This is a genomic window from Armatimonadota bacterium (assembly GCA_031460175.1).
Classification (GTDB): Bacteria; Sysuimicrobiota; Sysuimicrobiia; order Sysuimicrobiales; family Sysuimicrobiaceae; genus Sysuimicrobium; species Sysuimicrobium tengchongense.
In genome coordinates, this window is the sequence record JAVKGW010000008.1 from 55557 (window position 1) to 79522 (window position 23966).

Here is a 23966-nt window from a genome sequence, read left to right on the forward strand (position 1 = left end):
CCGCCGGACGACGGACCCCGCAGGGGGTGTTCATCGCCCTGGACGGCCCGGAGGGGGCGGGGAAGACCACCCAGGTGCTGCACCTGGCCGAGCGCCTTCGTTCCCTGGGGGTGGAGGTGGTGACCACCCGGGAGCCCGGGGGGACCCCGCTCGGGGAAGCCATCCGGGGGCTCCTGCTCGATCCCACCTCCCGCGGGATCTGTCCCCGGGCGGAGATGCTCCTGTTCGCCGCGGCCCGGGCCCAGTTCACGGAGGAGGTGGTGCGACCGGCTCTGGAGGCGGGCCGGGTGGTGCTCTCGGATCGGTCCGTCTACGCCTCCCTGGCCTACCAGGGGTATGCCCGGGGGCTGGGGGTCGAGGTGGTGCGGCACGTGAACGAGGTGGCGACGGGAGGGCTGTATCCAGACCTCGCCCTGATCCTGGACGTCCCCCCGGAGGTGGGGCTGGAACGGGTGAGCCGGGCCCGGGGGGCGGGAGGGCTGGATCGGGTGGAGGGCGAGGATGCCGCGTTCCACCAGCGGGTCCGGGAAGGGTTTCTCCGCCTGAGCCGCGAAGATCCGCGCGTGCGGGTGATTCCAGCGACGGGGGACCTGGAGGAAGTGGCGGCCCGGATCTGGAGGGAGGTGGAGCCGGTGTTGCGGGCACGGGGTCTACCGGTCGGGATGGCCGGAGAGGGGGGAGGGGATCGTGGCTAGCGGCACGCAGCTGGTGCTGGCCATCGTGCAGGAGAAGGACGCCCCCAGGCTCATCGAGCAGCTCACCGCCTCCGGCTTCCAGGCCACCATGCTGGCGAGCACCGGGGGATTCCTGCGGGCGGGGAACGCCACCGTGCTCGTGGGCACGGAGGCGGAGCGGGTGGAACGGGTGCTGGAGATCGTGCGGACCACCTGCCGGACCCGGGAGCAGCTGTTGACGCCGGTCCCGCCCGTGATGGAACCCGTGGAGGTGTATGCCGCGTATCCCGTGCGGGTGCGGGTGGGTGGAGGCATCGTGTTCGTGCTGGACGTGGTGCGGATGGAGCGGGTGTAGTGCGGTTCGCGGACGTCCTGGACCAGTACCATGCCATCGGGCTGCTGCGCAGCGCCCTCCGCACGGGGCGGGTCCACCACGCTTACCTCTTCACGGGACCCTCGGGCACGGGTCGGCGGGAGACCGCCTGGGCCTTCGCCCAGGCCCTCCAGTGCCAGCGCTACGCGGAGGACGCCTGCGGGAATTGTCTACCCTGCCAGAAATCGGAGCGGCGGGTGCATCCGGACATCCGGTGGATCGAACCGCCGGAGGGCCGTCAGGGGATCGGCATCGACCAGATCCGGGAGATGCGGCAGGAGGCCGCCTACGGTCCGTACGAGGGGAAATACAGGGTATACATCGTGGCCCCCGCGGAGCGGCTCCTTCCCGAAGCGCAGAACGCCCTCCTGAAGCTCCTGGAAGAGCCTCCGCCCCGTATCGTGATCCTCTTGGTGGCGGAGTCCCCGAACGCGCTGCTGCCTACCGTGGTCTCCCGCACCCAGCTTGTGCGGTTCAATCTGGTCCCCGCGGCGGACATCGAGCGGGCCCTGCGGGTCCAGTTCGAGGTGCCTCCCGCCCGGGCCCGGGTACTCGCGGCCCTCTGTGCGGGGCGGGCGGCCCTGGCGGCCCGGTGGGCCCGGGATCCGGACGCCCTCGCGGACCGGGACCGGGTGGTGGACTGGCTCGGGCGCGTCGAGCAGGAGGGCCTCCTGGCAGCCCTGGAGGCCGCGGAATCCCTGGCCCAGGACCGGGAGCGCCTCGGGGAGCTGCTGGACATCGCCCTCCTGTGGTATCGGGACGTGCTGGTGGAGCAGCACGCGGGGGACGAGCGCCTGCTGGTCAACCTCGATCGCCGGGAGGAGATCCGCAGGCTCGCGGCCCGTCTCCCTCCAGAAGCTGTCCGCCGCCGGCTGGAGGCCATCGAGCGGGCGAAGGCGGATCTCCGCCGCAACGTGCAACCGCGCCTGGCGCTGGAGGCCATGTTCCTGCAGTTCCAGCTCCACCCCACCCCCACGGCACCTCCCGTCTAGCGGGAGGCGAGGAGGAACCACCAGAAGAGCAAAACCATAAGCACCGCCCCCGCGGCCACCCACGCCCACAGGGACCTGGGGCGGGGGCGAAGTGGCTGTTCCACGCAGGGCCGGCACAGGTTTCCGGACGCGGTTCGGACCACGCACCCCGGGCAGATGGCCCGCCCACACCGGGTGCAGTAGTAGAGGGCGGGCCGATCCGGGTGATAGGCGCACCGGATCTCGCTCACCATCCCCCCTCGGCCCGGAGGGACTTCAGCACCTCCAGGTTGCGGCGATCCGGCCCCTGCTTGCCGAATCCCGGCGTCTCGATGATCCCGCACAGCGAAGCAAGCCTCGGGTGGCTCACGAGTGTCCGGAAACCCACAAGCCCAATGCGGCCCGCGCCGATGTTCTCATGGCGGTCCCGCCGGCTCCCGCGGGGAGCCTGGGTGTCGTTGAGGTGCAGGAGCCGCAAACGCGCCAGGCCCACCTGCTCCTGGAAGGCCTCCAGCATGGCCTCCACCCCGTCCGGGGTCTGAAGATCCCACCCCGCGGCATAGAGGTGCGCGGTGTCCAGGCAGATCCCGACCCGCTCATCCCCGTCCAGGGCGTCCACAAGCGCCGCGAGCTCTCCGAACGTCCCCCCCAGGGTGCGGCCCGCGCTGCCCTCCAGGAGCACCAAGGCCCGGTCCGTGGCCGCTAGCCCCCTCCGCACCGCCCGGGCCACCCGGCGGACCGCCTCCGCGAATCCGCAGTCTCTCGCGCTTCCGATGTGGGTCACCACCCCCAACCCCTCCAGGACCTCCATCACCTCCAGGGCGTGCCCGAGCGCCCGCACGGACCGCTCGTACACCTCTCCGGAAGCCGCCAGGTTCAGGAGATACGGGGTGTGGGCCACGAGGGGATCGAGGCCACTACGGGCTCGTTCCCTGCGGAATTCCGCCAGGTCCTCCGGAGGGTACCGAACCGCCCGCCAGCTCCGGGGGTTTCCCACGAAGATCTGGAGGCACTCGCACCCGATGGCCAAGGCCCGGGCAATGGCGCTGGAGAGGCGGCCCCGGATGGAGACGTGGGCCCCGAACCGCACGGATCTACTGTACCAGACCTGGACTACCATGGGAGGAGAACCGACCAGGAGGCTCCGGATGGCTCAGCTCGGGTTCAACACACTCGCGGTGCATGCGGGAAGCCCTCCGGATCCCTTCGGGGCCCTCGTCCCGCCCCTCTACCAGACCAGTACCTTTACCTTCGAGACCGTGGCCGATGGCGCCCGGCGCGCGAACGAGCGGATCCCCGCGGCCTTCTACACCCGATGGGGCAACCCGACCCTACGCGCGTGCGCGGACCGCCTCGCCGCCCTGGAGGGCGGGGAGGCGTGTCTGCTGGCCGCCTCGGGGATGGCAGCCACCAGCCAGGCGGTGCTGGCGGTGGTGCGGGGCGGCGATCACCTCGTGGCCCCCGTCTCCCTCTACTCCGGCACTTTCGAGCTCTTTGCCCAAGTCCTTCCGCGCTACGGGGTCGAGGTCACCTTCGTGGACCCGGAGGATCCGGAGAACTACGCCCGCGCCGTCCGGCCGAACACGAAGCTCGTGTACCTGGAAACGCCTGCCAACCCGGTGCTGCAGATCACGGACATCGCCGCCGTGGCCCGCATCGCTCGCCAGGCGGGCATCCTCTCCATGGCGGACAACACCTTTGCCACCCCATACAACACACGACCTCTCGCGCTCGGGGTGGACGTGGTGGTGCACAGCGCCACCAAGGCTTTGGGCGGGCACCACCACTTGGTCCTGGGCGCCGTGGTGGGCAAGCGGGACTTCATCGAACGGTGCTGGGAGCAGGTGCGGGTCTACGGCGGATGCGCAGATCCCTTCGCCGCGTGGCTGCTGCTGGTGGGCGTGCAGACCCTGGGCCTGCGGATGGAGCGGGTGAACCGGACCGCGCTCGAGATCGCCCGCTTCCTCGCGGGCCATCCCCGGGTGGAGCGGGTGTACTACCCGGGCCTTCCAGAGCATCCGAACCACGCGGTGGCGCGCAGGCAGATGCACGGGTTTGGAGGCATGCTGGCGTTTGAGGTGCGGGGAGGACTGGAGGCCGGCGTCCGGCTGGTGGAGCGGCTGCGGGTCATCCAGCGGGCGGTGAGCCTCGGGGGCGTGCATTCCCTCGCCACCCACCCGGCCAGCACCACGCACGCACACATGCCGCGGGAGGAGCGGATCCGGGCCGGCATCCGCGACGGCCTCATCCGTCTCTCCGTGGGCATCGAGGATCTTGAAGATCTCCTCGCGGACCTGGAGCAGGCTCTGGAATGAGACTGGATCCCCGGCTCGCGGAGCGGCTGGCCCAGGCCCGCATCCTGGTGGACCCCGAACCCCTCGTCCGCGCGCATCTCCCCGACTGGGAGGCCAAGGCGGTACAGCGACGGGCGGACCGGTTCCACGCGCCCTTTCTCATCACCGTTCACCCGGATGGCGTCCGGGTGATCTGTCGGGAGACGGAGTGGGCGCAGGCGGGCCGGGGGCTGCACGCCATCCGGGTGGAGACCGGATGGCGGATGATCACCCTGGAGGTGGACCTGCACGGGGAGGCCACAGACCTCCTCCCCACGGTCGCGGGCCTCCTCCAACGGAGGGGAATCATCGCCCACCCGCTTCCCACCTTCCACCGGGACCGCCTCCTGGTGCACGAGTCCCAACTGGAGCAGGCCCTCCAGCTCCTGCGGGACCTCCAGGCCACGGCGTGAGCCCTCGGGCGGGGACCGGATGCCGGACGTGCAGCCTAGGATCGGGCAGGGAGGCGCGAGGCGAGCAACGCGCCGAAGGCAGCCAAAGCTGCAGCAACCCAGATCACCGCGGGGATGCTGGTGCGGTCCGCGAGGATCCCAAACGGCGTGGCGAACAGGGAAGCGAAGGAGGAGACGGCGACCTGCATCCCCCCTCCCAGGGCCCGCCGGCCCGGCAGGTACTGTTGGCCCAGCACCAGGGAGACGGGAAGGGTCCCCATGGAGCTGGCGCCCACCAGCATCATCATGGGGTACACGCCCCCGGGCGGCACGAGGGGGAGCAGGGCCACGAGTCCGGCCAGGGCCGCGATGGTGGCAGCCAGCACGGATTTGGGACCGAAGCGATCCGCGAGCCGGCCCAGGAGGGGAGAGGAGACGATGCCGCTGGCGAGCAGCAGGGAGAGGGCCAGGGAGGCCTCCGTCCGGCTCCGGCCCAGGGTGTCGATGAGGTAGCCCAGATAGAAGATCGTGACCGCCAGGTGGACGGCCCCCCGCAGGAGGCTCACCAGGAGGACGTTGAGGTACGCGGGCCAGTCGTCCCGGCCTTCCTCATCCGGGACCGAGGCGGACGCGGCGGGGGAGGCCGATGCGCGGGGCGTGACGAGCCCGAGGGAAATCGCCATGGGGAGCCCCACGAGCAACCACCACCGCATTCCCCCAAGACCCTGAAGATCCGTGAGAAGCGCCACCACCGCCGGGCCCAGAGCCCACCCCAGGTTGCCGCCGATGCTGAAGGTCGCCATGGCGGTGGCCCGCCGCTCCTCCCCGGACAGGTAGACGGTCCGCACCGCCTCCGGGTGGAACAGCGCACTCCCCAGCGCGATGAGGGCGAGGGCTACGGTCGCGCTGCGCGCGTCGTGGACAAAGCCCGCGCCTCCGAGGCCCAGGGCGGTGAGGGCCACCCCCGCCGCGGGCATCCACGGCTGGGGCCGCCAGTCCGCCCACAACCCTGCACCGATCTGCGCCACTCCTCCGCCCAGGGAGGAGGCCGTGACGAGGATCCCCGTGAGCGTGTAGGAGAGCGCGAGCTGCGTGCGGAAGTGCTGGACGAGGGCGGGGAGGGCGCCTGAGCCCGCGTCCACCGCCGCGTGCCCGACCACGAGGAGGAGCACAAACCACCCCAGACGCGGAGGGGTCCGGGGGACCGCGGCGGAATCGGTGACGGCCGGCCTCGTGGCGTTCACGGGACACCTCGGGAACGACTCCATCATAGCGCCCTTCACACCTTCTTGACCTCCTGGGTGTACTTCGCGGGGAGGTGGATCCCATGCGGTGGGGCATTTTGGCCCTCGCGCTGAGCCTGACCGCCACCGTGCCGGGGGCGGGGGCCCCGCAGGTCACGGTCTACGCCCGGAGGCTCGAGATCCCGTGGCAGCTGGCCTTCGCGCCGGACGGCCGGGCCTTCGTGACGGAACGGCCCGGCCGGATCCGGGTGATCCGCTCGGGTCGGCTGGAACCGGATCCCGTGGCCCAGCTGCCGGTGGCACACGTGGGAGAGGGAGGGCTGTTGGGACTTGCCCTCCACCCGGAGTTTCCCCGGCAGCCCTACGTCTACGTGTACTACACCTACGAGGCCGGGGGACTGCGCAACCGCGTGGAGCGCCTGCGGGAGGAGGGCGGTCGGCTCGTGCGGGATCGGGTGATCCTGGACGGCATTCCCGGTGCCTTCGTGCACGACGGCGGACGCCTGCATTTCGGGCCGGACGGCATGCTGTACGTGGGCACCGGAGACGCCCGCTCCCCCGCCCTCGCCCAGGACCGCACGAGCCTGGCGGGCAAGATCCTGCGGGTCTCGCCGGACGGGGGCGTCCCCCGCGACAACCCATTCCCCGGATCTCCCGTGTACTCCCTCGGCCACCGGAACGTCCAGGGGCTCGCGTGGCATCCCCGCACCCGCCAGCTCTACGCCACGGAACACGGGCCCACCGGGGACCGGGGCTTCGCCCACGACGAGGTGAACCTCATCCGGCCGGGCGGCAACTACGGGTGGCCGGAGGTCCTGTGCGGCACCCCCCACCCGCCCGGGTTCACCGATGCCCTGGCCTGCAGCGGGGACGAGACGTGGGCGCCCTCCGGGGCCACCTTCGTCTCGCGCGGCGCATGGCGGGAGGGGTTGCTCGTGGCCAACCTGCGCGGCGCGCACCTGCGGCTGTTCACCTTGAACGGGGAGGGCACCCGGGTGGTGCGGCAGGAACGGGTGCTGGGAGGATTTGGCCGCCTGCGGGACGTGGTGGAAGGTCCGGACGGGGCCCTGTACGTGCTCACGAGCAACCGGGATGGCCGGGGAAGCCCCACCCCCGAGGACGACCGGATCCTGCGGATCCTCCCCCCCTAGCGCGGTACCATGGAGGTGCGATGAGCGTGGCGGCCCGGAAGGAGGAGCTGCGTCGGCGTATCATCCGAGGGCGGGCCGCAGAGCCGGACAAGGAGGCCAAGAGCCGGGCCATCCTCGAGAGGGTGTTCCGACTCCCGCCGTTCCGGCAGGCCCGCACGGTGCTGTTCTACGTGGACGCGGGGAGCGAGGTCCGCACGCGCGCCTTCATCCCCAGGGCCATGGCCCTGGGGAAGCGGGTCGCGGTGCCGTACTGTGCCCGGGACGAGCAGGGACAGGACGCGCTCCGGCTGTTCCTGCTCCAGGACCTCCAGGAGCTGGAGCCGGGTGCCTTCGGCATCCTGGAACCGAAACCCGAGCTGCGCGGGTACCCTGAGCGGGCCCTGGCGGCGCAGGAGGTGGACATGGTCCTGGTGCCGGGCGTGGTGTTCGATCGTCGGGGCGGCCGCATCGGGCACGGATGGGGATACTACGACCGGCTGCTCCGAAGCGTGCGGCCTGACTGCTGGCTCGTGGGGCTCGCGTACGAGTGCCAGGTGGTGGAAGAGGTTCCCATGGAGCCCCGGGACGTCTTCGTGGACCTGGTGGTCACGGAACGCGCCGTCTACGTGGGCCGCGGGCGACCTTCGGGCACCAGAGGCGCCGGGTGGGTCCTCTAGCGGGATCGCCTCGGCGGGGGCCCGGGGTCAGGAAGCAGGAGCACCGCGATCTCTCCGGGCCGCACGAAGCCCAGTTCCTCCCGCGCGATGCGCTCCACGACCTTCGGGTCGTGGAGCCGATGGATCTCCTCCCGAAGCCGCCGGTTCTGTGCAAGGAGGCTTGCCCGGACGTGCTCCAGGGTACGGACCTCGCGGTCCAGCCAGTAGGCCCGGGAGGCGGATCGGGCGAGGGAGCCGGTCAGGAACGCCATCAGGGTCAGGAGCACCAGGAGCTTCCCGAAGCGGGGGAGGGGCGGGGTTCGATGGAGCGTGCGGCGCGGACGCATCTCCGTGATGGGGAACTTTTCGTGCACCTCCCCTGAAACTCCTGCTGCCCCCTCCGGGGATCCCGCAAAAGGGGCACTCATCGGGCAAAGGCGGTACGGCCGGCGTACTGCGCCCGGGACCCCAGTTCCTCCTCGATGCGCAGCAGCTGGTTGTACTTCGCCACGCGCTCCCCACGGCAGGGGGCTCCGGTCTTGATCTGTCCGCACCGCCACGCCACCGCGAGGTCCGCGATGGCCGTGTCCTCCGTCTCCCCGGACCGGTGGGAGAGGATGGCGCGGTAGCCGGCCCGGTGCGCGGCCTGCACCGTCTGCCGGGTTTCCGTGAGGGTGCCGATCTGGTTGGGCTTGATGAGGATGGCGTTCGCACACCGGGACTCCACGCCCCGGCGCAACCGCTCTGGATGCGTGACGAAGAGATCGTCGCCCACGAGCTGCACCCGCTTTCCCAGGGCCTCCGTGAGCGTCCGCCACCCTTCCCAGTCGTCCTCCGCGAGGGGGTCCTCCAGGGAGACCAGGGGGTATCGCTCCAGGAGATCCTCGTAGTACGCGATCATCTCCTCCGCGGACCGGGCCCGGCCCTCCAGGTGGTAGCGACCGTCCCGGTACAGCTCCGAGGCCGCCGCATCCAGCGCCAGGGCCACCTCCTCCCCGGGCCGGTAGCCCGCGGCTCCGATGGCCTCCACCAGGAGATCCAAGGCCTCCGCGGAGGTACGGAGCTCGGGGGCGAACCCTCCCTCATCGCCCACGCCCGTGGCAAACCCCCGGGCCCTCAGGAGCTGCCGCAGGTGGTGGTAGACCTCCGTCCCCACCCGCAGGGCGTCCCGGAAGCTCGGGGCACCCAGAGGAACCAGCAAGAACTCCTGCAGCTCCAAAGGGTTGTCCGCGTGGGCCCCGCCGTTGATGACGTTCAGGAGCGGCACGGGGAGCAGGGTGGCCTCCTCCCCGCCCAGGTACCGGAAGAGGGAGATTCCCCGGTGGGCCGCCTCCGCCTTGGCCACCGCCAGGGAGGCGGCTACGAGGGCATTCGCGCCCAGCCGGGACTTGTTCTCCGTCCCGTCCAGGACGCACAGGAGCCGATCCACGCCCGCCTGGTCCGCGGCGTCCTTGCCCACCAGGGCAGGGGCAAGAAGGTGACGCACGTTCTCCACCGCCCGCAGCACCCCCCGCCCCAGGTAGCGGTTGGGGTCGCGATCCCGCAGCTCCAGGGCCTCATGCGCCCCGGTGCTGGCCCCTGAGGGCGCCGCCGCCCGTCCCCGGGCGCCCCCTTCCACCACCACCTCCACCTCCACGGTGGGGTTGCCCCGGGAGTCCAGGATCTCCCGTGCCGTGAGCGCGATGATGCGTGCCATCCCCTCCTCCTACTCGCGGACGACTCCCAGGATCTCCACCAGCCTCACTGCTTCCGAGGGCGGCACCGGGCGGTCGGGGACTTCCCGTACCCGCACCACCACCCGTCGGGTCCCGAAGTCGATCTCGATGAGATCACCGGGGCGTACCGGGGAAGCCGGCTTGGCCACATGCCCGTTCAGGCGGACCCGGAAGTTCGCGCACAGGGCATGGGCCAGGGTCCGACGCCGGATGAGCCGGCTCTGCTGCAGGAACCGATCGAGGCGCACTTTCAACCCTCGCGCTGCTTCGCCTCCTGCCACAGCCCCACAAGCTCCGAGAGGGGGAGCTGCTCCACTCGCTGCCCCCGCTCCGCCGCGAGCCGCTCCATGGCCTCGAACCGCCGGATGAACTTCCCGCACGCATCCCGCAGCGCTCCTTCCGGGTCGGTGCCGGTGAAGACCGCCACCTTCACCGCGGTCATGAGCACGTCTCCCAGCTCCTCGTGGATGGCCTCCGGGCGGTGGTCCTCCACCGCCTCCCGCAGTTCCCCGACCTCCTCCTCCAGCTTCTCCAGGGCTTCCCGCACGTCCGGCCACTCCCATCCCGCCTCCCGCGCCCGTTTGTACACCTTCTGGGCCCAGAGGAGCGCGGGAAGGGCTGCGGAGACGCCGTCCAGAGCCGAGGTGCCCTCCTCTCCCCGCTCCGCCCGCTTGAGTACCTCCCACCGCTGCTTCACCTGTTCCGGGGTAACCACGCCCTCCACCACGCGCCCTTCTGCGTCCGGGAAGACGTGGGGATGGCGGCGGATCAGCTTGTCGTGGAGGTGCGCGACCACGTCGTGGATGGTGAAGGCACCGGACTCCGCGGCGATCTGGGCGTGGAAGATGACCTGGAGCAGCAGGTCCCCCAGCTCCTCCCGCAGGCGGTCTGCGTCTCCCCGCTCGATGGCGTCCAGAACCTCGTAGGCCTCCTCCAGGAGGTAGGGCCGAAGGGAGCGGTGCGTCTGCTGCCGGTCCCACGGACACCCCCCAGGTCCCCGCAGCGTCGCCATCACGCGCACCAGGTCCTCGAAGGTGGGCCGCGCCATCCCGCCGCCTCCTCTCCACTCCGTTTGATTGTACGCGAAACCCGCTACCGCGGGGGCGCCTCCGCGGGTTCCCGGCGCCGCAGGTGCGCGAGGCTGTCGAGCACCTCCCGGATCCACCGCAGGGCTTCCTCCGGTCCGCACCGCACGAGAAGTCCCTCCGGAACCGTCTGCACCCGGCGGCGGTACTCCAGCCGCAGCCAGGTCTTCTCCTGCTCCCCGAGCGGAATCCGGAAGCGCAGCAGGACACCGTCCGGTCGCTGCGTAATGGCCCCGATCCCCAACGCCCGCGCCCGCTCCCGCAGGACCGCGATCTCCACCAGATTCTGCACGGGCCCGGGAGGCGGGCCGTAGCGGTCCTGCAGCTCCTCCCGGAGTTCCGCGGCCTCCTCCCCGCTCCGCAGGGCCGCCAGGCGCCGGTAGACGCTCAGCCGCTGGGCCTCCTCCGGGATGTACTCGCCGGGGAGGTAAGCGGAGACCCGGAGATCCACCACGGGATCCGGAGCCTCCTCCACGAACTCCCCCCGCAGCCGGCGGATGGCTTCTTCCAGCAGGCGCGTATAGAGTTCAAAGCCGACGGCGGCCAGGTGCCCGTGCTGCTCGGGGCCCAGGAGGTTCCCGGCACCCCGGATCTCCAGGTCCCGCATGGCAAGCCGCAGGCCGCTGCTGAGCTCCGTGAACTCCCGCAGCGCCGCCAGGCGCTCCTGGGCCTCCGGGGTGAGCCGGGCGCCCCGGGGATAGAGGAAGTATGCGTAGGCCTGGCGGTCGGACCGGCCCACCCGGCCCCGCAGCTGGTACAGCTGCGCAAGCCCCAGTGTGTGGGCATCCTCCACCAGGAGGGTGTTCACGTTGGGCAGATCCAGCCCGATCTCGATGATGGTGGTGCACACGAGCACGTCGTACCTCCCGCCGAGGAAATCCAGCATCACCCGTTCGAGCCTCTGCTCCGGCATCTGCCCATGGGCCACCGCCACCCGGGCCTCCGGCACCAGGGCCTGGATGCGGCGGGCCGCGTGTTGGATGGTCTGCACCCGGTTGTGCACCACGTACACCTGTCCCCCTCGCTCCAGCTCCCGGCGGACAGCGGTCCGGACCAGTTCCTCGTCCCACTCCGCCACCACGGTGCGGATGGGAAGCCGCGCCTCCGGCGGGGTCTCCATCACGGAGAGGTCCCGCAACCCCACCAGGGCCATGTGGAGGGTGCGGGGGATGGGGGTGGCGGTGAGGGTGAGCACGTCCACGCTGGTCCGCAGCTGCTTGAGCCTCTCCTTGTGCACCACCCCGAATCGCTGCTCCTCGTCGATGATCACGAGCCCCAGGTCGTGGAACCGCACGTCCTTCTGCAGCAGCCGGTGGGTGCCGATCACCACATCCACCTCCCCGCTCGCCAGGGCCTCCAGGACCGCCTGGATTTCCCTCCGCGGCCGGAACCGGCTCAATAGCTCCACCCGGATGGGATAGGGCCGGAAGCGGCTGCTGAACACGTGGTAGTGCTGCTGGGCGAGCAGGGTGGTGGGCGCCAGCACCGCCACCTGCTTTCCGTCCATCACCGCCTTGAAGGCGGCCCGCACGGCCACCTCGGTCTTGCCGTAGCCCACGTCCCCCGCCACCAGACGATCCATGGGGCGGGGGGATTCCATATCCCGCTTCACGTCCTCGATGGCCTTCCGCTGGTCCGGGGTCTCCTCGTACTCGAAGGCGGCCTCCATCTCCCGCTGCCAGGGCCCATCGGGGGAGAAGGCGTGGCCCCGGATCGTCTCCCGCCGGGCATACAGTTCCAGGAGTTCCCGGGCGATCTGCTGGGTTGCCTCCCGGACCCGCCGCTTCTCCCGCTCCCATTCCCCGCTTCCCAGCCGGTGGATCTTCGGCTCGATCCCGTCCACCCCCACGTACCGCTGCACCAGGTCCACCTGGTCCGTGGGCACGTACAGCGCATCCCCTTCCGCGTACTCCAGGTGCAGGTAGTCGCGGGCAATGCCGTCCACGGTCTTGCGCACGATCCCCCGGAACCGGCCGATCCCGTGATGGACGTGCACCACAAGATCCCCCACCCGGAGGTCGGTCCAGGACCGCAGGAGTGCCCCCTCCTTCGCACGGCGGAACCGGCGGCGCCGGCGCCGCCAGCCCAGCACCTCCGCGTCCGTGATCACCACGAGACGCAGTTCCTCGATGCGAAACCCGTTCGAGAGAGAAGCGGGGACCACCACCACATGGCCCGGCTCCGGCACCCGAGCCGCATCCTCGACCACATGGGCCAGAAAGCCCTGGTCCGCGAGGATCTCCGAGAGACGGTAGGCCTGGGCGCTCGCCACCACCACCCGGTAGCCGGCCTGCTGCCACCGCCGCAGCTCCTGAGCCAACATCCCCACCTGTCCCGCGAGAGGATCCACGGTTCCGAACTCCAGCCTCACCCCGGGCCAGCCCTCCGGCGCCCCCCCAAACCCGCTGAGGGCAAGGGGCCGCAGCCGCCCCAAGCGCTGCAGGATCGCCTCCCACCCGAAGGCCCCATCCGCGGCCCGGCGTTCCAGCTCCGGCGGCTCGTCCAGGACCACGAGGGAGCCATCAGGCAGGAGATCCAGAAGGCACGCGTCCCCCGCGGGTTCCCGGGCGGGCGGGATCTCCGCGGAGGAGAGCCTCCGCTCGGACCGCTGGGTCTGGGGATCGAAGGCCCGGATGGATTCCACCACATCCCCGAACCACTCCACCCGGAGAGGCCGATCCGCATCAGGCGGGTAGACGTCCAGGATCCCGCCCCGCACCGCAAAGGTCCCGGGCCGCTCCACCAGTGCCACCCGTTCGTAGCCGCCGGCGGTGCAGAACTCCTCCACGGTCTCAAGGAGAATGCGCCCGCCTTCCCGGAGACCCAACAGGGAGCCGCGGAGGCGCTCCGGGGAGGGCACGGGGGCCGTAGCGGACCGGACGGGAACGAGGAACACGGCCGGCCGTCCCTCCGCGAGATCCCGGAGGGCCGGCAGCCGATCCCCCACGGCCTGAGGCCCCGTCCCCTCTGCCTCCAGGGGCGGAAGAGCCCGGAGGGACGGTTCGAGTTCCGGTGCGAAGGTCAGGAGGTCGTCCCCGAGGCGGTCCGCGTTCTCCCGGCTGGGCGCCAGGACCAGCACGGGCCTCCCGCCTTCGAGCACCTCCTCCCGGACCCACCCGGCGAGCACCAAGGCCTTCTGGGCCCCTACGGGCCCGGTGATCCAAACCTTCCCCATCTCCCGCAGGGCCCGGCGCGCGGCCGCGTGCGGGGACCAGGTGGAGATCAGCAAAGGGAGGACACGGAGTGGCATTCTTTTCCGCGTGTATCACTGTACCACGGCCGCGGGGCTCACTCCCCGGTGACCAGCACCGCGGAAGGTGTGGACTCCTGGCCCGTGGGACCCACGGCCAAGGCCACGAGGACGAGGCGGGCACCCCGAAAAAGGGGCGGGAACCGAAAGGCCTTCTCCCACTGCCCACCTGAATCCGCGAGGACCTCTCCCCCTCCGAGCCGGATGAGCACGGGGACGGCGCCGACCGTGGATTCGGAGAGGAGAGTCACCCGTACCCGATCCCCCGGTTCAGCCCGACCCCGGACCAGGAGGGGAGACCGAACCCGCTCCCCTCCCCGGGGTCGCTCCACCACGGGTGGGGCAGGAGGCCGGGCCGCGAGGATCACGCCCGCGGTCGCGGCCCGTACCACCCCTCCCCCCCGCCGCTTGAGGGTGACGCGAACCTGGCCGTTCCACAACCTGTCGCCTGGCTGAACCCTGTACGTCCCCACGTAGCGCCCGGACTCCAGCTCCCGCATGGGCACCTTCTCCCCCATCCCCTCGAGGGTGAAGGTCGCCTCACCCCCCGGCTCCCCGAGAACCCAGACGGTTAGAACCTCCCCTTCCCGGAGGGGGCGGGCGGGCTCGAAGGTCACCGCGCGGATGGCTCTGCCCCGGGTCTGAACCGAGAAGGACCACCGGTGCTCGACGGCGTTTTGTGCCCGATCCTCCACCCGCACCCGGACCTCCACCGGGCCCTCCGGAAGAGGGCGGAGGGGAGCGAACGCGAGGATCCCCGTTTCCGAGACGGCCTCCTGCACCACCTCTCCCGCCCGCAGAACCACGCGCACCTCCCGCACGCCGGATCCTGGGCCATCGTCCGCCACCACCAGGAGGTTCGGACGCTGGTTCGCCAGGAGGACCCCGCCCGGAGGGACGGCTACCACCAGCCGAGGAGGGATGGGGTCGAGCGTCACGGGAAGGGCAGATGGAACTACGGCGCTGGAAGCGGACCCAGAGGCGAGCCGGCCGAAAACCGGGGCCTCCGTGAGGTCGTCCTGGCGGCGCACGGTGTACGTGCCCACGTACTCCCCTGGGAGACGCTCCACCATGCTCAACCCCTGGGCCATATCCCCCAGGAAGAAGCGGGCCCGGACTCCCGGCGTCCCCCGGAGGACCACCGTGAGGACCTCTCCCGCCCGCAGGGGTCTGCGGGCGTCGTGGACGAGGGAGACCGCCACGGGGGCCGGACTCGCGGGATGCTCTCCGGGAGGCCGTCCGTACCCCCGGGGAGGAGACGGGGGGCGACTGGTGATAACCACCGTCCGGCTCGCCCCGTCCCACTCCACCACGGCTCCCAGAGCTTCGCTCACGAACCGGAGGGGCACCATGACCCGCCCCCGGATCACCGACACGGGAACGTCCAGGGGCGTGGGGCGGTCGTTTACCCACGCCACCGTACCTCCCACCACCAGCCGTACCGTCATGTCCCCCCGGCGGACGTGCACCGTCCGCGTGGCCTCCGCAAACCCCACCTCCGCCCCCAAGCGCTCGAAGATCTCCCGGAGAGGCACGAGCACACGGCCGGCCACCTCCACGGGAGGGACCTCCACGGCAAGGCGCTCCCCGTCCACCACCACCCGGATCTCGGAGGTCGGGGCCTGGGCCAGCAAAAGCACGGCAAGGGGGAGCAACGCCCACGCGCGGCGCATCCTCAGGGGTCCGCCAGGATCTCCTCCCATATCCGCTCCACCTGCTCGCGGGTCCGGTGCAAGGGTCCCTCGTTGTCCACCACCCACCGGGCCCGGCCGAGCTTCTCCTCCAGCGGTACCTGCGCCCGCAGCCGGGCCTCCGCTTCCTCCTCGCTCAGGCCGTCCCGGCTCATGAGGCGCCGCAGCTGGGTAGCGGGCGTGGCGTACACCACGATGGCGTCCAGCCGCTCGAACTCCGGCATGGGGACATCGAAGAGCAGGGGAAGGTCCACCACCACCACGGTCTGGGGCCGCAAGCCCGCCAATTCCCGCAGCCGCTCCCGGAGCCGGGCGAGGATCCTGGGGTGCAGGATGGCGTTGAGCCTCCGACGGGCCTCCGGATCCGAGAAGACGACGCCCGCGAGCTTCCGACGGTCGAGCCGGCCGTCCGGGGTGAGGAAGTCCCTCCCGAAGGCCTCCGCGATCTCGTCCAGGGCGGGTTGACCCGGCTCCACGACCTCCCGCGCCACCTGGTCTGCGTCCAGCACCTCCGCACCCAGGTTGCGCAACATGCGGGCCACCGTGCTCTTCCCGCTCGCCACCCCACCGGTGAGGGCCACCACCTTCACGGAGCGTCCTCGGGCTCCACGGACAGCTCGTAGTGCAGCAGGTGCTGGGCGGCCCCGTCGAAGTGGAAGCGGCCCCGAAACCGCCGGCCCGCCAGCAGGTGCGGGAGCCACAGCCGGTCGTCTGGCCACATCTCGTCGTACGGGAGCCGGTCGAGGGGAAACCACCGCAGTTCTCCCTCGTCCCCGGCCCGCATCTCCCCCACACAGGCGTCCGTCCAGTACACGTCCACGATCCAGTCCGGAAGCACGCCCCCGCCGAAGGTGAAGTGCAGCACACCCCGGTGCCGGAGGGAACCGACCCGGAGACCGGTCTCCTCGTAGGTCTCCCGCACCGCGGCCTCCCGGGGATCCTCTCCGGGCAACACCTTCCCGCCGGGCGCGTTCCACTTCCCCTCCCCCCACAGGCCTGCCGCCTTGCGGAGGAGGAGCACCTCCCCGTCCCGGACGATGTAGCACAGCACCGCGCGGATGGTCATACCGGCTCCAGGTCCCGCCAGTTCGGCCCGGCCCTGACCTCCACCTCCACGGGCACGTCCAGAGCCATGGCCCCTTGCATCGCCTCCCGCACGGCTCTGCCCAGCGCCTGTACCTCTTCCTGGGGGGCCTCGAAGACCAGCTCGTCGTGCACCTGAAGGATCATGTGGCTACGGGGGAAGTGGGGCAGGACCTCCCGGTGGATCCGGATCATGGCCAGCTTGATGAGGTCCGCCTGGGAGCCCTGGATGGGGGTGTTGAGCGCGGCCCGCTCCGCGGCTTCCCGCACGGAGCGGTTGCGGCTATTCAGATCCGGCAGGTACCGGCGGCGGCCGAGGAGAGTGGTCACGTACCCCCTCCGGCGGGCTTCCGCCACCGTGCGCTCCAGGTAAACCCGGACGCCCGGGAAGGTCTCGAAGTAGCGCTGGATGTACCGCTCCGCCTCCGCGGGGCTGCACCCGATCCGCTGCGCGAGGCCATAGGGGCTGATCCCGTACACGATGCCGTAGTTGATCACCTTGGCCACCCGGCGGTGCTCCGGCGTGAGCTGGTCGGGCGGTAGGCCGAAGACCTCGCTTCCGACCTCCGCGTGGATGTCCCGGCCCGCCCGGAACACCCCCTGCAGGGCCGCATCGCCTGAGACGTGCGCGAGGATGCGCAGCTCGATCTGGTTGTAGTCCGCGGAGAGCAGGGCTCTCCCCGGCTCCGCGATGAAGGCCCTGCGGATCTTCCGTCCCTCCTCCGTCCGGACGGGGATGTTCTGGAGGTTGGGGTCCTGGGAGCTGAGCCGACCCGTGGCCGTCCCCGTCTGGTTGAAGGTGGTGTGCACCCGGCCCGTGTGCGGGTTCACCAGCCTCGGGAGCACCTCCACGTACGTGGACAGGAGCTTGGAGAGCTCCCGGTGCTCCAGGATCTTCGCCACCACCTCGTGGTGGGCCGCCAGGGCCTCCAGGACCTCCGCGTCCGTGGAGTACCCGGTCTTCGTGCGTTTGAGGCGGGGCAGTCCCAGCTTCTCGAAGAGCACGAACCCGAGCTGCTTGGGCGAACTCAGGTTGAACTCCATACCCGCCAGGGCGTAGATCTCCTCCGCCAGGGCCCGCAACCGGGCCCGCAGCTCCCGGCCCAGTTCCTGGAGGTAGGGCACGTCCACCGCCACCCCCACCAGCTCCATCTCCGCCAGGACCTCCACCAGGGGCATCTCGATCTCCCAGTAGACCCGTTCCACCTCCCGCTCCCGCATGGCCTGCAGCAGGAGCGGCGGGAGACGCCGGAGCACGTCTGCCTCCTCGCACACCCGCCGCCACCGCTCCCCCAGCGGCAATCCCTGCGCTCCGTCTTCCGAAAGCCGCCACCGGATCTGCTCCCACGCCACGGTGCGGAGATCGTGCGCCCGCCGCCCGGGGTTGAGAAGGTAGGACGCGAGTCCCACATCGAAGGCAAAGCCCTGAGGCCGTAGCCCCATGCGCCTCAGGCGCACGAGGTCTGCCTTCACATCCGCGCTGATCTTGCGGACCCCTCCCTCCAGCACCGCGGCAACCCCCGGAGGGACGGGCCCCCTCACGGGCACGTACGTGGCTTCCCCGGGCCGCGCGCAGAGGGCCACCCCGGTCACGGCACCCTCCATGGGCTTCCCTTCCGGATCCAGGGCCACCGCCACCCACTCCGCGGGCCGTGGAGTCCAGTCCGGAGCCTGCGCGTAGCGGCCCGCCTCGTGGTGCACCGGGGCAAGTCCCAGACGGTCCAAGAGGCTCTTGAACTCCAGTTCCGCGAACACCTCGGCCACCTCCCGCGGGTCGTATGGCCGCACCCGCAGGTCCTCCCAGTCCACCCGCAGGGGGACATCGCGCACGAGGAGCGCAAGCCGCTTGCTGTGCAGGACTTGCTCCCTGGCCTGCCTCAGGCGCTCCCGGAGGTTGGGGGGGACCTCCTCGAGCCGTTCCAGGAGCTCCTCGACGCTTCCGAACCGCTGCACCAACCGTGCCGCGGTCACCTCTCCCACCCCGGGGACGCCGGGCAGATTGTCCGAGGGGTCCCCGCACAGGGCCTTGAGGTCCGCCAGCCGCGCGGGCTGCACCCCGAAGCGTTCCCGCACCCGGGCTCCGTCGTAGACCGTGGTCTCCGTGAGGCCGCGGCTTGTGACCATCACCTTCGTCCGCTCCGTGACCACCTGCAGGAGATCCAGGTCCCCCGTAACCACCAGGACCTCGAACCCCGCGGCCTCCGCGTGGTGCGCCAGGGTGGCGATCACGTCGTCTGCCTCGTAACCCTCCACCTCGAACACGGGCACGCGAAAGGCCTGGCACACCCGTCGGACGAGGTGGATCTGCGGCCGCAGATCATCTGGCATCTGGGGCCGGGTGGCCTTGTAGGGCCGGTAGGTCGCGTGCCGGAAAGTGGGAGCGGGACGGTCGAAGGCCGCGGCGAGGTGGGTGGGGCGCTCTTCCTCCAGGACCTTGAGGAGCATGGTGGTGAAGCCGTACACGGCGTTGGTGGGGCGGCCGTCACGGGTGGTGAGGTACGGGAGGGCATAGAAGGCCCGGTACACGAGGCCGCTGGCGTCCAGCACCACCAGCTTCAACCCTCACTCCTCCCACACGGTCCCCGGACCCAGAAGCCGCTCCAGCTCCTCCAGGAACGCCCCGTCCCCGGGCACACCCTGCCGGAGACGGTGGATGCTCTCACCCTGCGCGGTGAGGACGTGCGCGTAGGCCGGCCGCGGACCTGGCCGTGCCGCCAGGAACTCCACCAGCTGCAGCATCTCTTCCGCGCTGGCAATCCGGACGTGCAGGGCCCGGGGGCCATCGGGCCGGCCGTTGGTCTCCGGATCCCCCTCCACGGGCAGCACCTCCTCCGCCAGCACCCGGGGCCGTCCCTCCTGGGCCTCCACCCGGCCCCGAACCACCACCACCGCCTCCGGCCGCAGCAGTTCCCGGCACCGCTCGTAGGTCTTGGGCCACACCACCACCTCCGCGGAGCCCGTGAGGTCCTCCAGGATCGCCTGGGCCCAGCGGCTGCCGGTGGCCCGCGAGACCTTCTCCCGCACGCCCGTGAGCATCCCCCCACACACCACGGCCTCCCCGTCCGCCAGGCTCCCCAGCTCCGCGATGCGGTGGCGCACGTGGCGGTCCAGCCGGCTCTGCCAGCTGCGAAGGGGATGGTCCGTGAGATACAGCCCTAAGGTCTCCCGCTCCATGCTCAGCAGCTGCTGCCGGTCCAGGGGCGCCACCTCCGGAAGCGGCGGGGCCTCCTCCTCGAAGGCGAACAGCCCCGTCTGGCTGGCCTTCGCCCGCTGCCGACGGCTGCCGTATTCCAGGGCACCGTCGAGGGCGGCCAGCAGCCGGGCCCGGTCCCCCAGGGAGTCCAGGGCCCCTGCCTTGATCAGGCTCTCGACCACCCGGCGGGTCACCACCCGCCCGTCCACGCGGGCACAGAAATCGAAGAGGGATCGGAAAGGGCCTGAAGCGCGTACCTGGACGATGTGCTCCGTGGCAGCACTGCCCACGTTCTTGATGGAGCCGAGACCGAACCGGATGGTGCGGTCGTCCACCACGGTGAAGTCCACATCGCTCTGGTTGATGTCCGGCGGCAGAACCTCCATTCCCATGCGCCGGCACTCCTCCACGTCCAGGGCGATCCGCTCCAGGTTGCCGCTGTCCGCGCTGAGGACCGCGGTCATGTACTCCGCGGGGTAGTTGGCCTTGAGGTAGGCGGTGTAGTAGGCGATGAGGCCGTAGCAGGCCGCGTGGGCCCGATTGAACCCGTAGCGGGCAAAGGGCTCGAACTGCTCGAACACCTTGTCCACGATCTCCTTGGGGATCCCCCGCGCCCGGGCGCCCCGCTCGAACTTCTCCCGCTGGGCCAGCAGCTTATCCTTGATCTTCTTGCGGATGGCGTAGCACAGCACGTCCGCCTCCGCGAGGGTGTAGCCCGCCATGGCCTGGGCCACCGTCATCACGTCCTCCTGGTACACCAGGACCCCGTAGGTCTCCCGGAGCACAGGTTCCAGGACGGGGTGAAGGTAAGTGACGGGCTCCCGGCCGTGCTTGCGACGGATGTAGACGGGGATGTTGGCCATGGGGCCCGGACGGAACAGGGCCACCATGGCCATGATGTCCTGGATGCTGCTCGGCCGCAGTTCCTGCAGGTAGCGGCGCATCCCCGCGGACTCCAGCTGGAACACCCCCACCGTCTCCCCCCGGCTCAGGAGTTCGTACGTCTTCGGGTCATCGAGGGGGATCTGCCGGAGATCCAACCGCACGCCCCGCCGCCGCTCGATGATCCGCAGGGCCGTGTCCAGGATGGTGAGGTTGGTGAGGCCCAGGAAGTCGAACTTCACGAGCCCGATCTCCGCCACGCTCGTCATGTCGTACTGGGTCATGATGGCGCCGTCCTTGCCCCGGGTGAGGGGAACGTGGTCCGTGAGGGGGTCGCGGGAGATGATGACGCCGGCCGCGTGCGTGCTGGCGTTCCGGGCCACCCCCTCCAGCTTCCTCGCCAGCTCCAGCAATCGCGCCACCCGCCCGTCTTCCTGCCCGAGCCGGCGCAGCTCCGGGTCCTGCTCCAGGGCCTGCTCCAGGGTGAGGTGGGGGGGAACGCGCTTGGCGATGCGGTCCACCTCCCCGTAGCTCATGCCCAGCACCCGCCCCACGTCCCGCACCGCCTGCCGCGCCTTCATGGTGCCGAAGGTGATGATGTGGGCCACCCGGTCCGCCCCGTACTTCTCCATCACGTACCGGATGACCTCATCCCGGCGGGTGTCCATGAAGTCCACATCGATGTCCGGAAGGGTGTACCGCTCCAGGTTCAGGAAGCGGTCGAAGGGGAGCTTGTACGCGATCGGGTCCACGTCCGTGACCCCGCACGCGTACAGCACCAAGGATCCCGCCGCGGACCCCCGCACGGTGGTGAGGATGCCGTTGCGACGGGCGAAGTTCACGAAGTCCTGCACGATGAGGAAGTAGGGAGCATACCCCATCTGTTCGATGACGCCCAGCTCGTACTCCAGCCGTTCCCGGATCTCCGGGGTGATCTGGGGGTACAGGCGGCGGAGCCCTTCCTCGCACAGGTGCCGGAGGTACGACTGAGGGGTGAAGCCCTCCGGGACGGGGAAGTCCGGGAGCTTGGGCACGTTCAGCTCGATCTCCACGGAGCACCGCTCTGCGATCTCCAGGGTGGTCCGGAGGGCCTCCGGGAGATCCGGGAAGGCCTGGCGCATCTCCTCCGGGCTCTTCAGGTAGAAGGCGGGGACGTCCCCCATCCGGGGACGGTCGGCGTCCTGCAGGGTCTTGTTCATCTGGATGCACATGAGGACATCCTGGGCCTCCGCGTCCTCCGGCATCACGTAGTGCACGTCGTTGGTGGCCACGAGCCGAAGCCCTAGCTCTCGCGCGATGCGCACGAGATCCGGCAGGATGCGCCGTTGCTCCGGCAGCCCCTGGTTCTGCACCTCGATGTAGAAGTTCTCGGGCCCGAAGAGGTCCCGGTAGGTGGCCGCGAGTTCCAGCGCACCCCGGTAGTCCCCCTGCAGCAGCTTTTGGGGGATCTCCGCCTGCAGGCACCCCGATAGCCCGATGAGGCCCTTGCGGTACCGGCCCAAGAGCTCCCGGTCAATCCGGGGACGGTAGTAAAAGCCCTCCAGGTGTGCCCGGGTCACGAGCTGGATCAGGTTGCGGTACCCCTCGTTGTCCTCCGCGAGGAGGGTGAGGTGGAAGCTACTGGCGTCCAGCTTGGGATCCCGGTCCGTGTGCCGCCGGGCCGCCACGTAGGCCTCTACCCCCAGGATGGGCTTGATCCCCAGCTCCCTCGCGGTCCTGTAGAACTCGATGGCGCCGTACAGGGCCCCGTGATCCGTGAGGGCCATGGCCGGCATTCCCAGCTCCGCGCCCCGGCGCAACAGGGGCTCGATCCGGCTGTATCCGTCCAGGAGGGAGTACTCGCTGTGGACGTGGAGGTGGACGAACGCCGACATCTTGAGCCCTCCTGCCGAGTGCTCACCCAGATATTGTACCGAACAGTTCAGGCATCTGATCCTTCCTCCGGCAGAGGCCGATCCACCTCCTCCACCGCCCGGGCGATCCCCTCCAGGGCCTCGGAGAGCTGGTCGTCCCGGATCACGAGGGGCACGAGGATTCGGACCACGTTGCCGTGGATCCCGGCCCGCAGCAGGAGCACCCCCCGCTCCCGGGCCCGGGCGATCACCCGGGTCACCAGGTGCGGGGCTGGTTCCTTTGTGCGGGGGTCCTCGACGAACTCCATGGCCACCATCGCCCCAAGCCCCCGGACGTCCCCGACGTGGGGGCAGCGTTCCTGGAGATCCCGGAAGGCCGCAAGCAGCCGTTCGCCGATGCGGACCGCCCGCTCCACGAGCCGCTCCTCCTCCAAGATGTCCAACACCGCGAGGGCTGCGGCACAGCTCAGGGGGTTTCCTCCGTACGTGCCCCCGATCCCGCCTTCGGGCACCCAATCCAGGATCTCGGCCCGCCCGATCACCCCGGAGAGCGGCAACCCCGCGGCGATGGACTTGCCCACCACCAGGAGATCTGGTTCCAGCCCGAAGTGCTCCACCGCCCACATCCGGCCCGTCCGCCCGAACCCCGTCTGGACCTCGTCCGCGATGAGCAGGATGCCATGGGCGCGGCAGATCTCCGCCAGCCGGGGCAGAAATCCCGGAGGCGGGACCACGAACCCGCCCTCGCCCAGCACGGGCTCCACCACCACCGCGGCCACCCGATCGGGCTGCACGTGGAGCGTGAAGGCCTCCCGGAGACGCTCCAGACAGTACGCCACGGTCTGGTCCGGGTCCGGGAAGGGACTGCGGTAGGGGTACGGGTAGGGGATCCGGTATACCTCGGGCACGAAGGGGCCGAAGTTGCGCTTGTAGGGGTCCACCTTGCTGGTGAGGGTGAGGGCCATGTACGTGCGGCCGTGGAAGGCGCCCTCGAAGGCGATGAGGGCGGGCCGGCCCGTGTAGGCCCGGGCCAACTTCACCGCGTTCTCCACCGCCTCGGCACCGGAGTTGAAGAGCACGGCCTTCTTCGGGGCGTTGCCCGGCGCGAGGCGTGCGAGTCGCTCGCACAGGGCCACGTAGACCTCGTAAGGCACCACCGCGTAGTCCGTGTGGGTGAACCGGTCCAGCTGCTCCTGGACGGCCCGCACCACCCGGGGGTGGGCGTGGCCCACCGCCAGACACCCCACTCCACCCGTGAGGTCCAGGAATCGGTTCCCGTCCACGTCGTACACCACGGCCCCTTCCGCCCGGGCCACCACCACGGGGTGATGCCAGGCCATGGCCCGAGGGACGACGCGGCGGGCCCGGTCCAGGATCGCCGCGCTGTGGGGACCAGGAAGGGGGTTCCGGGCCGAGACGGAGGGCATGGGGTCCTCCGCGG

Annotated in this window: 21 protein-coding genes; 7 read left to right on the forward strand and 14 right to left on the reverse strand. The window is 70.7% G+C overall.

Translation table 11 applies throughout. From position 1 onward, the window contains the following. Positions 1-26 precede the first annotated feature (26 nt). From tmk to holB, 3 genes are read left to right on the forward strand one after another with little or no spacing between them, the layout of a single operon-like run. Positions 27-695 (forward strand): dTMP kinase, encoded by a 669-nt coding sequence (tmk, locus tag QN206_10505; GenBank protein MDR7615238.1) that lies wholly within the window; start codon positions 27-29, stop codon positions 693-695. Beyond that, positions 688-1029, forward strand: coding sequence for a cyclic-di-AMP receptor (locus QN206_10510; GenBank protein MDR7615239.1), 342 nt, complete (start codon positions 688-690; stop codon positions 1027-1029). Before tmk ends, QN206_10510 begins: the two co-directional genes overlap by 8 nt. Beyond that, positions 1029-2039, forward strand: coding sequence for a DNA polymerase III subunit delta' (gene holB / locus QN206_10515; GenBank protein ID MDR7615240.1), 1011 nt, complete (start codon positions 1029-1031; stop codon positions 2037-2039). Before QN206_10510 ends, holB begins: the two co-directional genes overlap by 1 nt. Here the strand turns inward: holB and QN206_10520 are convergent. Beyond that, positions 2036-2269 carry a B-box zinc finger protein gene (locus QN206_10520; protein ID MDR7615241.1) on the reverse strand — a complete coding sequence of 78 codons (234 nt, stop codon included), beginning with the start codon at positions 2267-2269 and terminating at the stop codon, positions 2036-2038. The two genes, holB and QN206_10520, sit on opposite strands and share 4 nt — an antisense overlap. Next, entirely contained in the window at positions 2266-3138 is an 873-nt protein-coding gene (locus tag QN206_10525; protein MDR7615242.1) for a deoxyribonuclease IV, read from the reverse strand. Before QN206_10525 ends, QN206_10520 begins: the two co-directional genes overlap by 4 nt. Before the next feature lie 28 nt (positions 3139-3166). Between QN206_10525 and QN206_10530 the strand changes: the two genes are divergently transcribed. After that, entirely contained in the window at positions 3167-4333 is a 1167-nt protein-coding gene (locus QN206_10530) for an aminotransferase class I/II-fold pyridoxal phosphate-dependent enzyme (protein ID MDR7615243.1), read from the forward strand. Next, positions 4330-4764, forward strand: a complete 435-nt coding sequence (locus tag QN206_10535) for a hypothetical protein (protein MDR7615244.1) — start codon at positions 4330-4332, stop codon at positions 4762-4764. The genes QN206_10530 and QN206_10535 overlap by 4 nt, the downstream gene beginning before the upstream one ends. 35 nt (positions 4765-4799) lie before the next feature. Here the strand turns inward: QN206_10535 and QN206_10540 are convergent, their stop codons facing one another. Further along, positions 4800-5987 (reverse strand): MFS transporter, encoded by a 1188-nt coding sequence (locus tag QN206_10540; protein ID MDR7615245.1) that lies wholly within the window; start codon positions 5985-5987, stop codon positions 4800-4802. 83 nt (positions 5988-6070) lie between these two features. On the opposite strand from QN206_10540, the gene QN206_10545 reads away from it, so the two are divergent. Next, positions 6071-7138, forward strand: a complete 1068-nt coding sequence (locus tag QN206_10545; protein ID MDR7615246.1) for a PQQ-dependent sugar dehydrogenase — start codon at positions 6071-6073, stop codon at positions 7136-7138. 20 nt (positions 7139-7158) lie between these two features. After that, entirely contained in the window at positions 7159-7794 is a 636-nt protein-coding gene (locus QN206_10550; GenBank protein MDR7615247.1) for a 5-formyltetrahydrofolate cyclo-ligase, read from the forward strand. Here the strand turns inward: QN206_10550 and QN206_10555 are convergent. Genes QN206_10555 through gabT form a run of 11 tightly spaced genes read right to left on the reverse strand, consistent with a single transcriptional unit; the run spans position 7791 to position 23952 of the window. Continuing rightward, a complete protein-coding gene (locus tag QN206_10555; protein MDR7615248.1) occupies positions 7791-8147 on the reverse strand; it encodes a septum formation initiator family protein in 357 nt (118 codons plus the stop codon). The genes QN206_10550 and QN206_10555 overlap by 4 nt on opposite strands. Positions 8148-8197: 50 nt before the next feature. Then, positions 8198-9469 (reverse strand): phosphopyruvate hydratase, encoded by a 1272-nt coding sequence (eno, locus tag QN206_10560; protein ID MDR7615249.1) that lies wholly within the window; start codon positions 9467-9469, stop codon positions 8198-8200. Between the two features lie 9 nt (positions 9470-9478). Then, on the reverse strand, positions 9479-9736 hold the full coding sequence (locus tag QN206_10565) for a S4 domain-containing protein (GenBank protein ID MDR7615250.1): 258 nt from the start codon (positions 9734-9736) through the stop codon (positions 9479-9481). 2 nt (positions 9737-9738) lie between these two features. Next, complete coding sequence (mazG, locus tag QN206_10570) at positions 9739-10536, reverse strand: nucleoside triphosphate pyrophosphohydrolase (GenBank protein MDR7615251.1); 798 nt, start codon at positions 10534-10536, stop codon at positions 9739-9741. Positions 10537-10580: 44 nt separating this feature from the next. After that, positions 10581-13823, reverse strand: coding sequence for a transcription-repair coupling factor (mfd, locus tag QN206_10575; protein ID MDR7615252.1), 3243 nt, complete (start codon positions 13821-13823; stop codon positions 10581-10583). A 38-nt stretch (positions 13824-13861) separates the two neighbouring features. Continuing rightward, positions 13862-15496, reverse strand: coding sequence for a copper amine oxidase N-terminal domain-containing protein (locus tag QN206_10580; protein ID MDR7615253.1), 1635 nt, complete (start codon positions 15494-15496; stop codon positions 13862-13864). A 2-nt stretch (positions 15497-15498) separates the two neighbouring features. Then, a complete protein-coding gene (coaE, locus tag QN206_10585; GenBank protein ID MDR7615254.1) occupies positions 15499-16104 on the reverse strand; it encodes a dephospho-CoA kinase in 606 nt (201 codons plus the stop codon). Continuing rightward, a complete protein-coding gene (locus QN206_10590; protein ID MDR7615255.1) occupies positions 16101-16580 on the reverse strand; it encodes an 8-oxo-dGTP diphosphatase in 480 nt (159 codons plus the stop codon). Before QN206_10590 ends, coaE begins: the two co-directional genes overlap by 4 nt. Next, positions 16577-19147 carry a DNA polymerase I gene (polA, locus tag QN206_10595; protein MDR7615256.1) on the reverse strand — a complete coding sequence of 857 codons (2571 nt, stop codon included), beginning with the start codon at positions 19145-19147 and terminating at the stop codon, positions 16577-16579. The genes QN206_10590 and polA overlap by 4 nt, the downstream gene beginning before the upstream one ends. 12 nt (positions 19148-19159) lie before the next feature. Continuing rightward, positions 19160-22546 (reverse strand): DNA polymerase III subunit alpha, encoded by a 3387-nt coding sequence (locus QN206_10600; GenBank protein ID MDR7615257.1) that lies wholly within the window; start codon positions 22544-22546, stop codon positions 19160-19162. A gap of 47 nt (positions 22547-22593) precedes the next feature. Continuing rightward, positions 22594-23952: a 4-aminobutyrate--2-oxoglutarate transaminase gene (gene gabT, locus QN206_10605; protein ID MDR7615258.1), complete on the reverse strand. Its 1359-nt coding sequence runs from the start codon at positions 23950-23952 to the stop codon at positions 22594-22596. Positions 23953-23966: the final 14 nt, after the last annotated feature.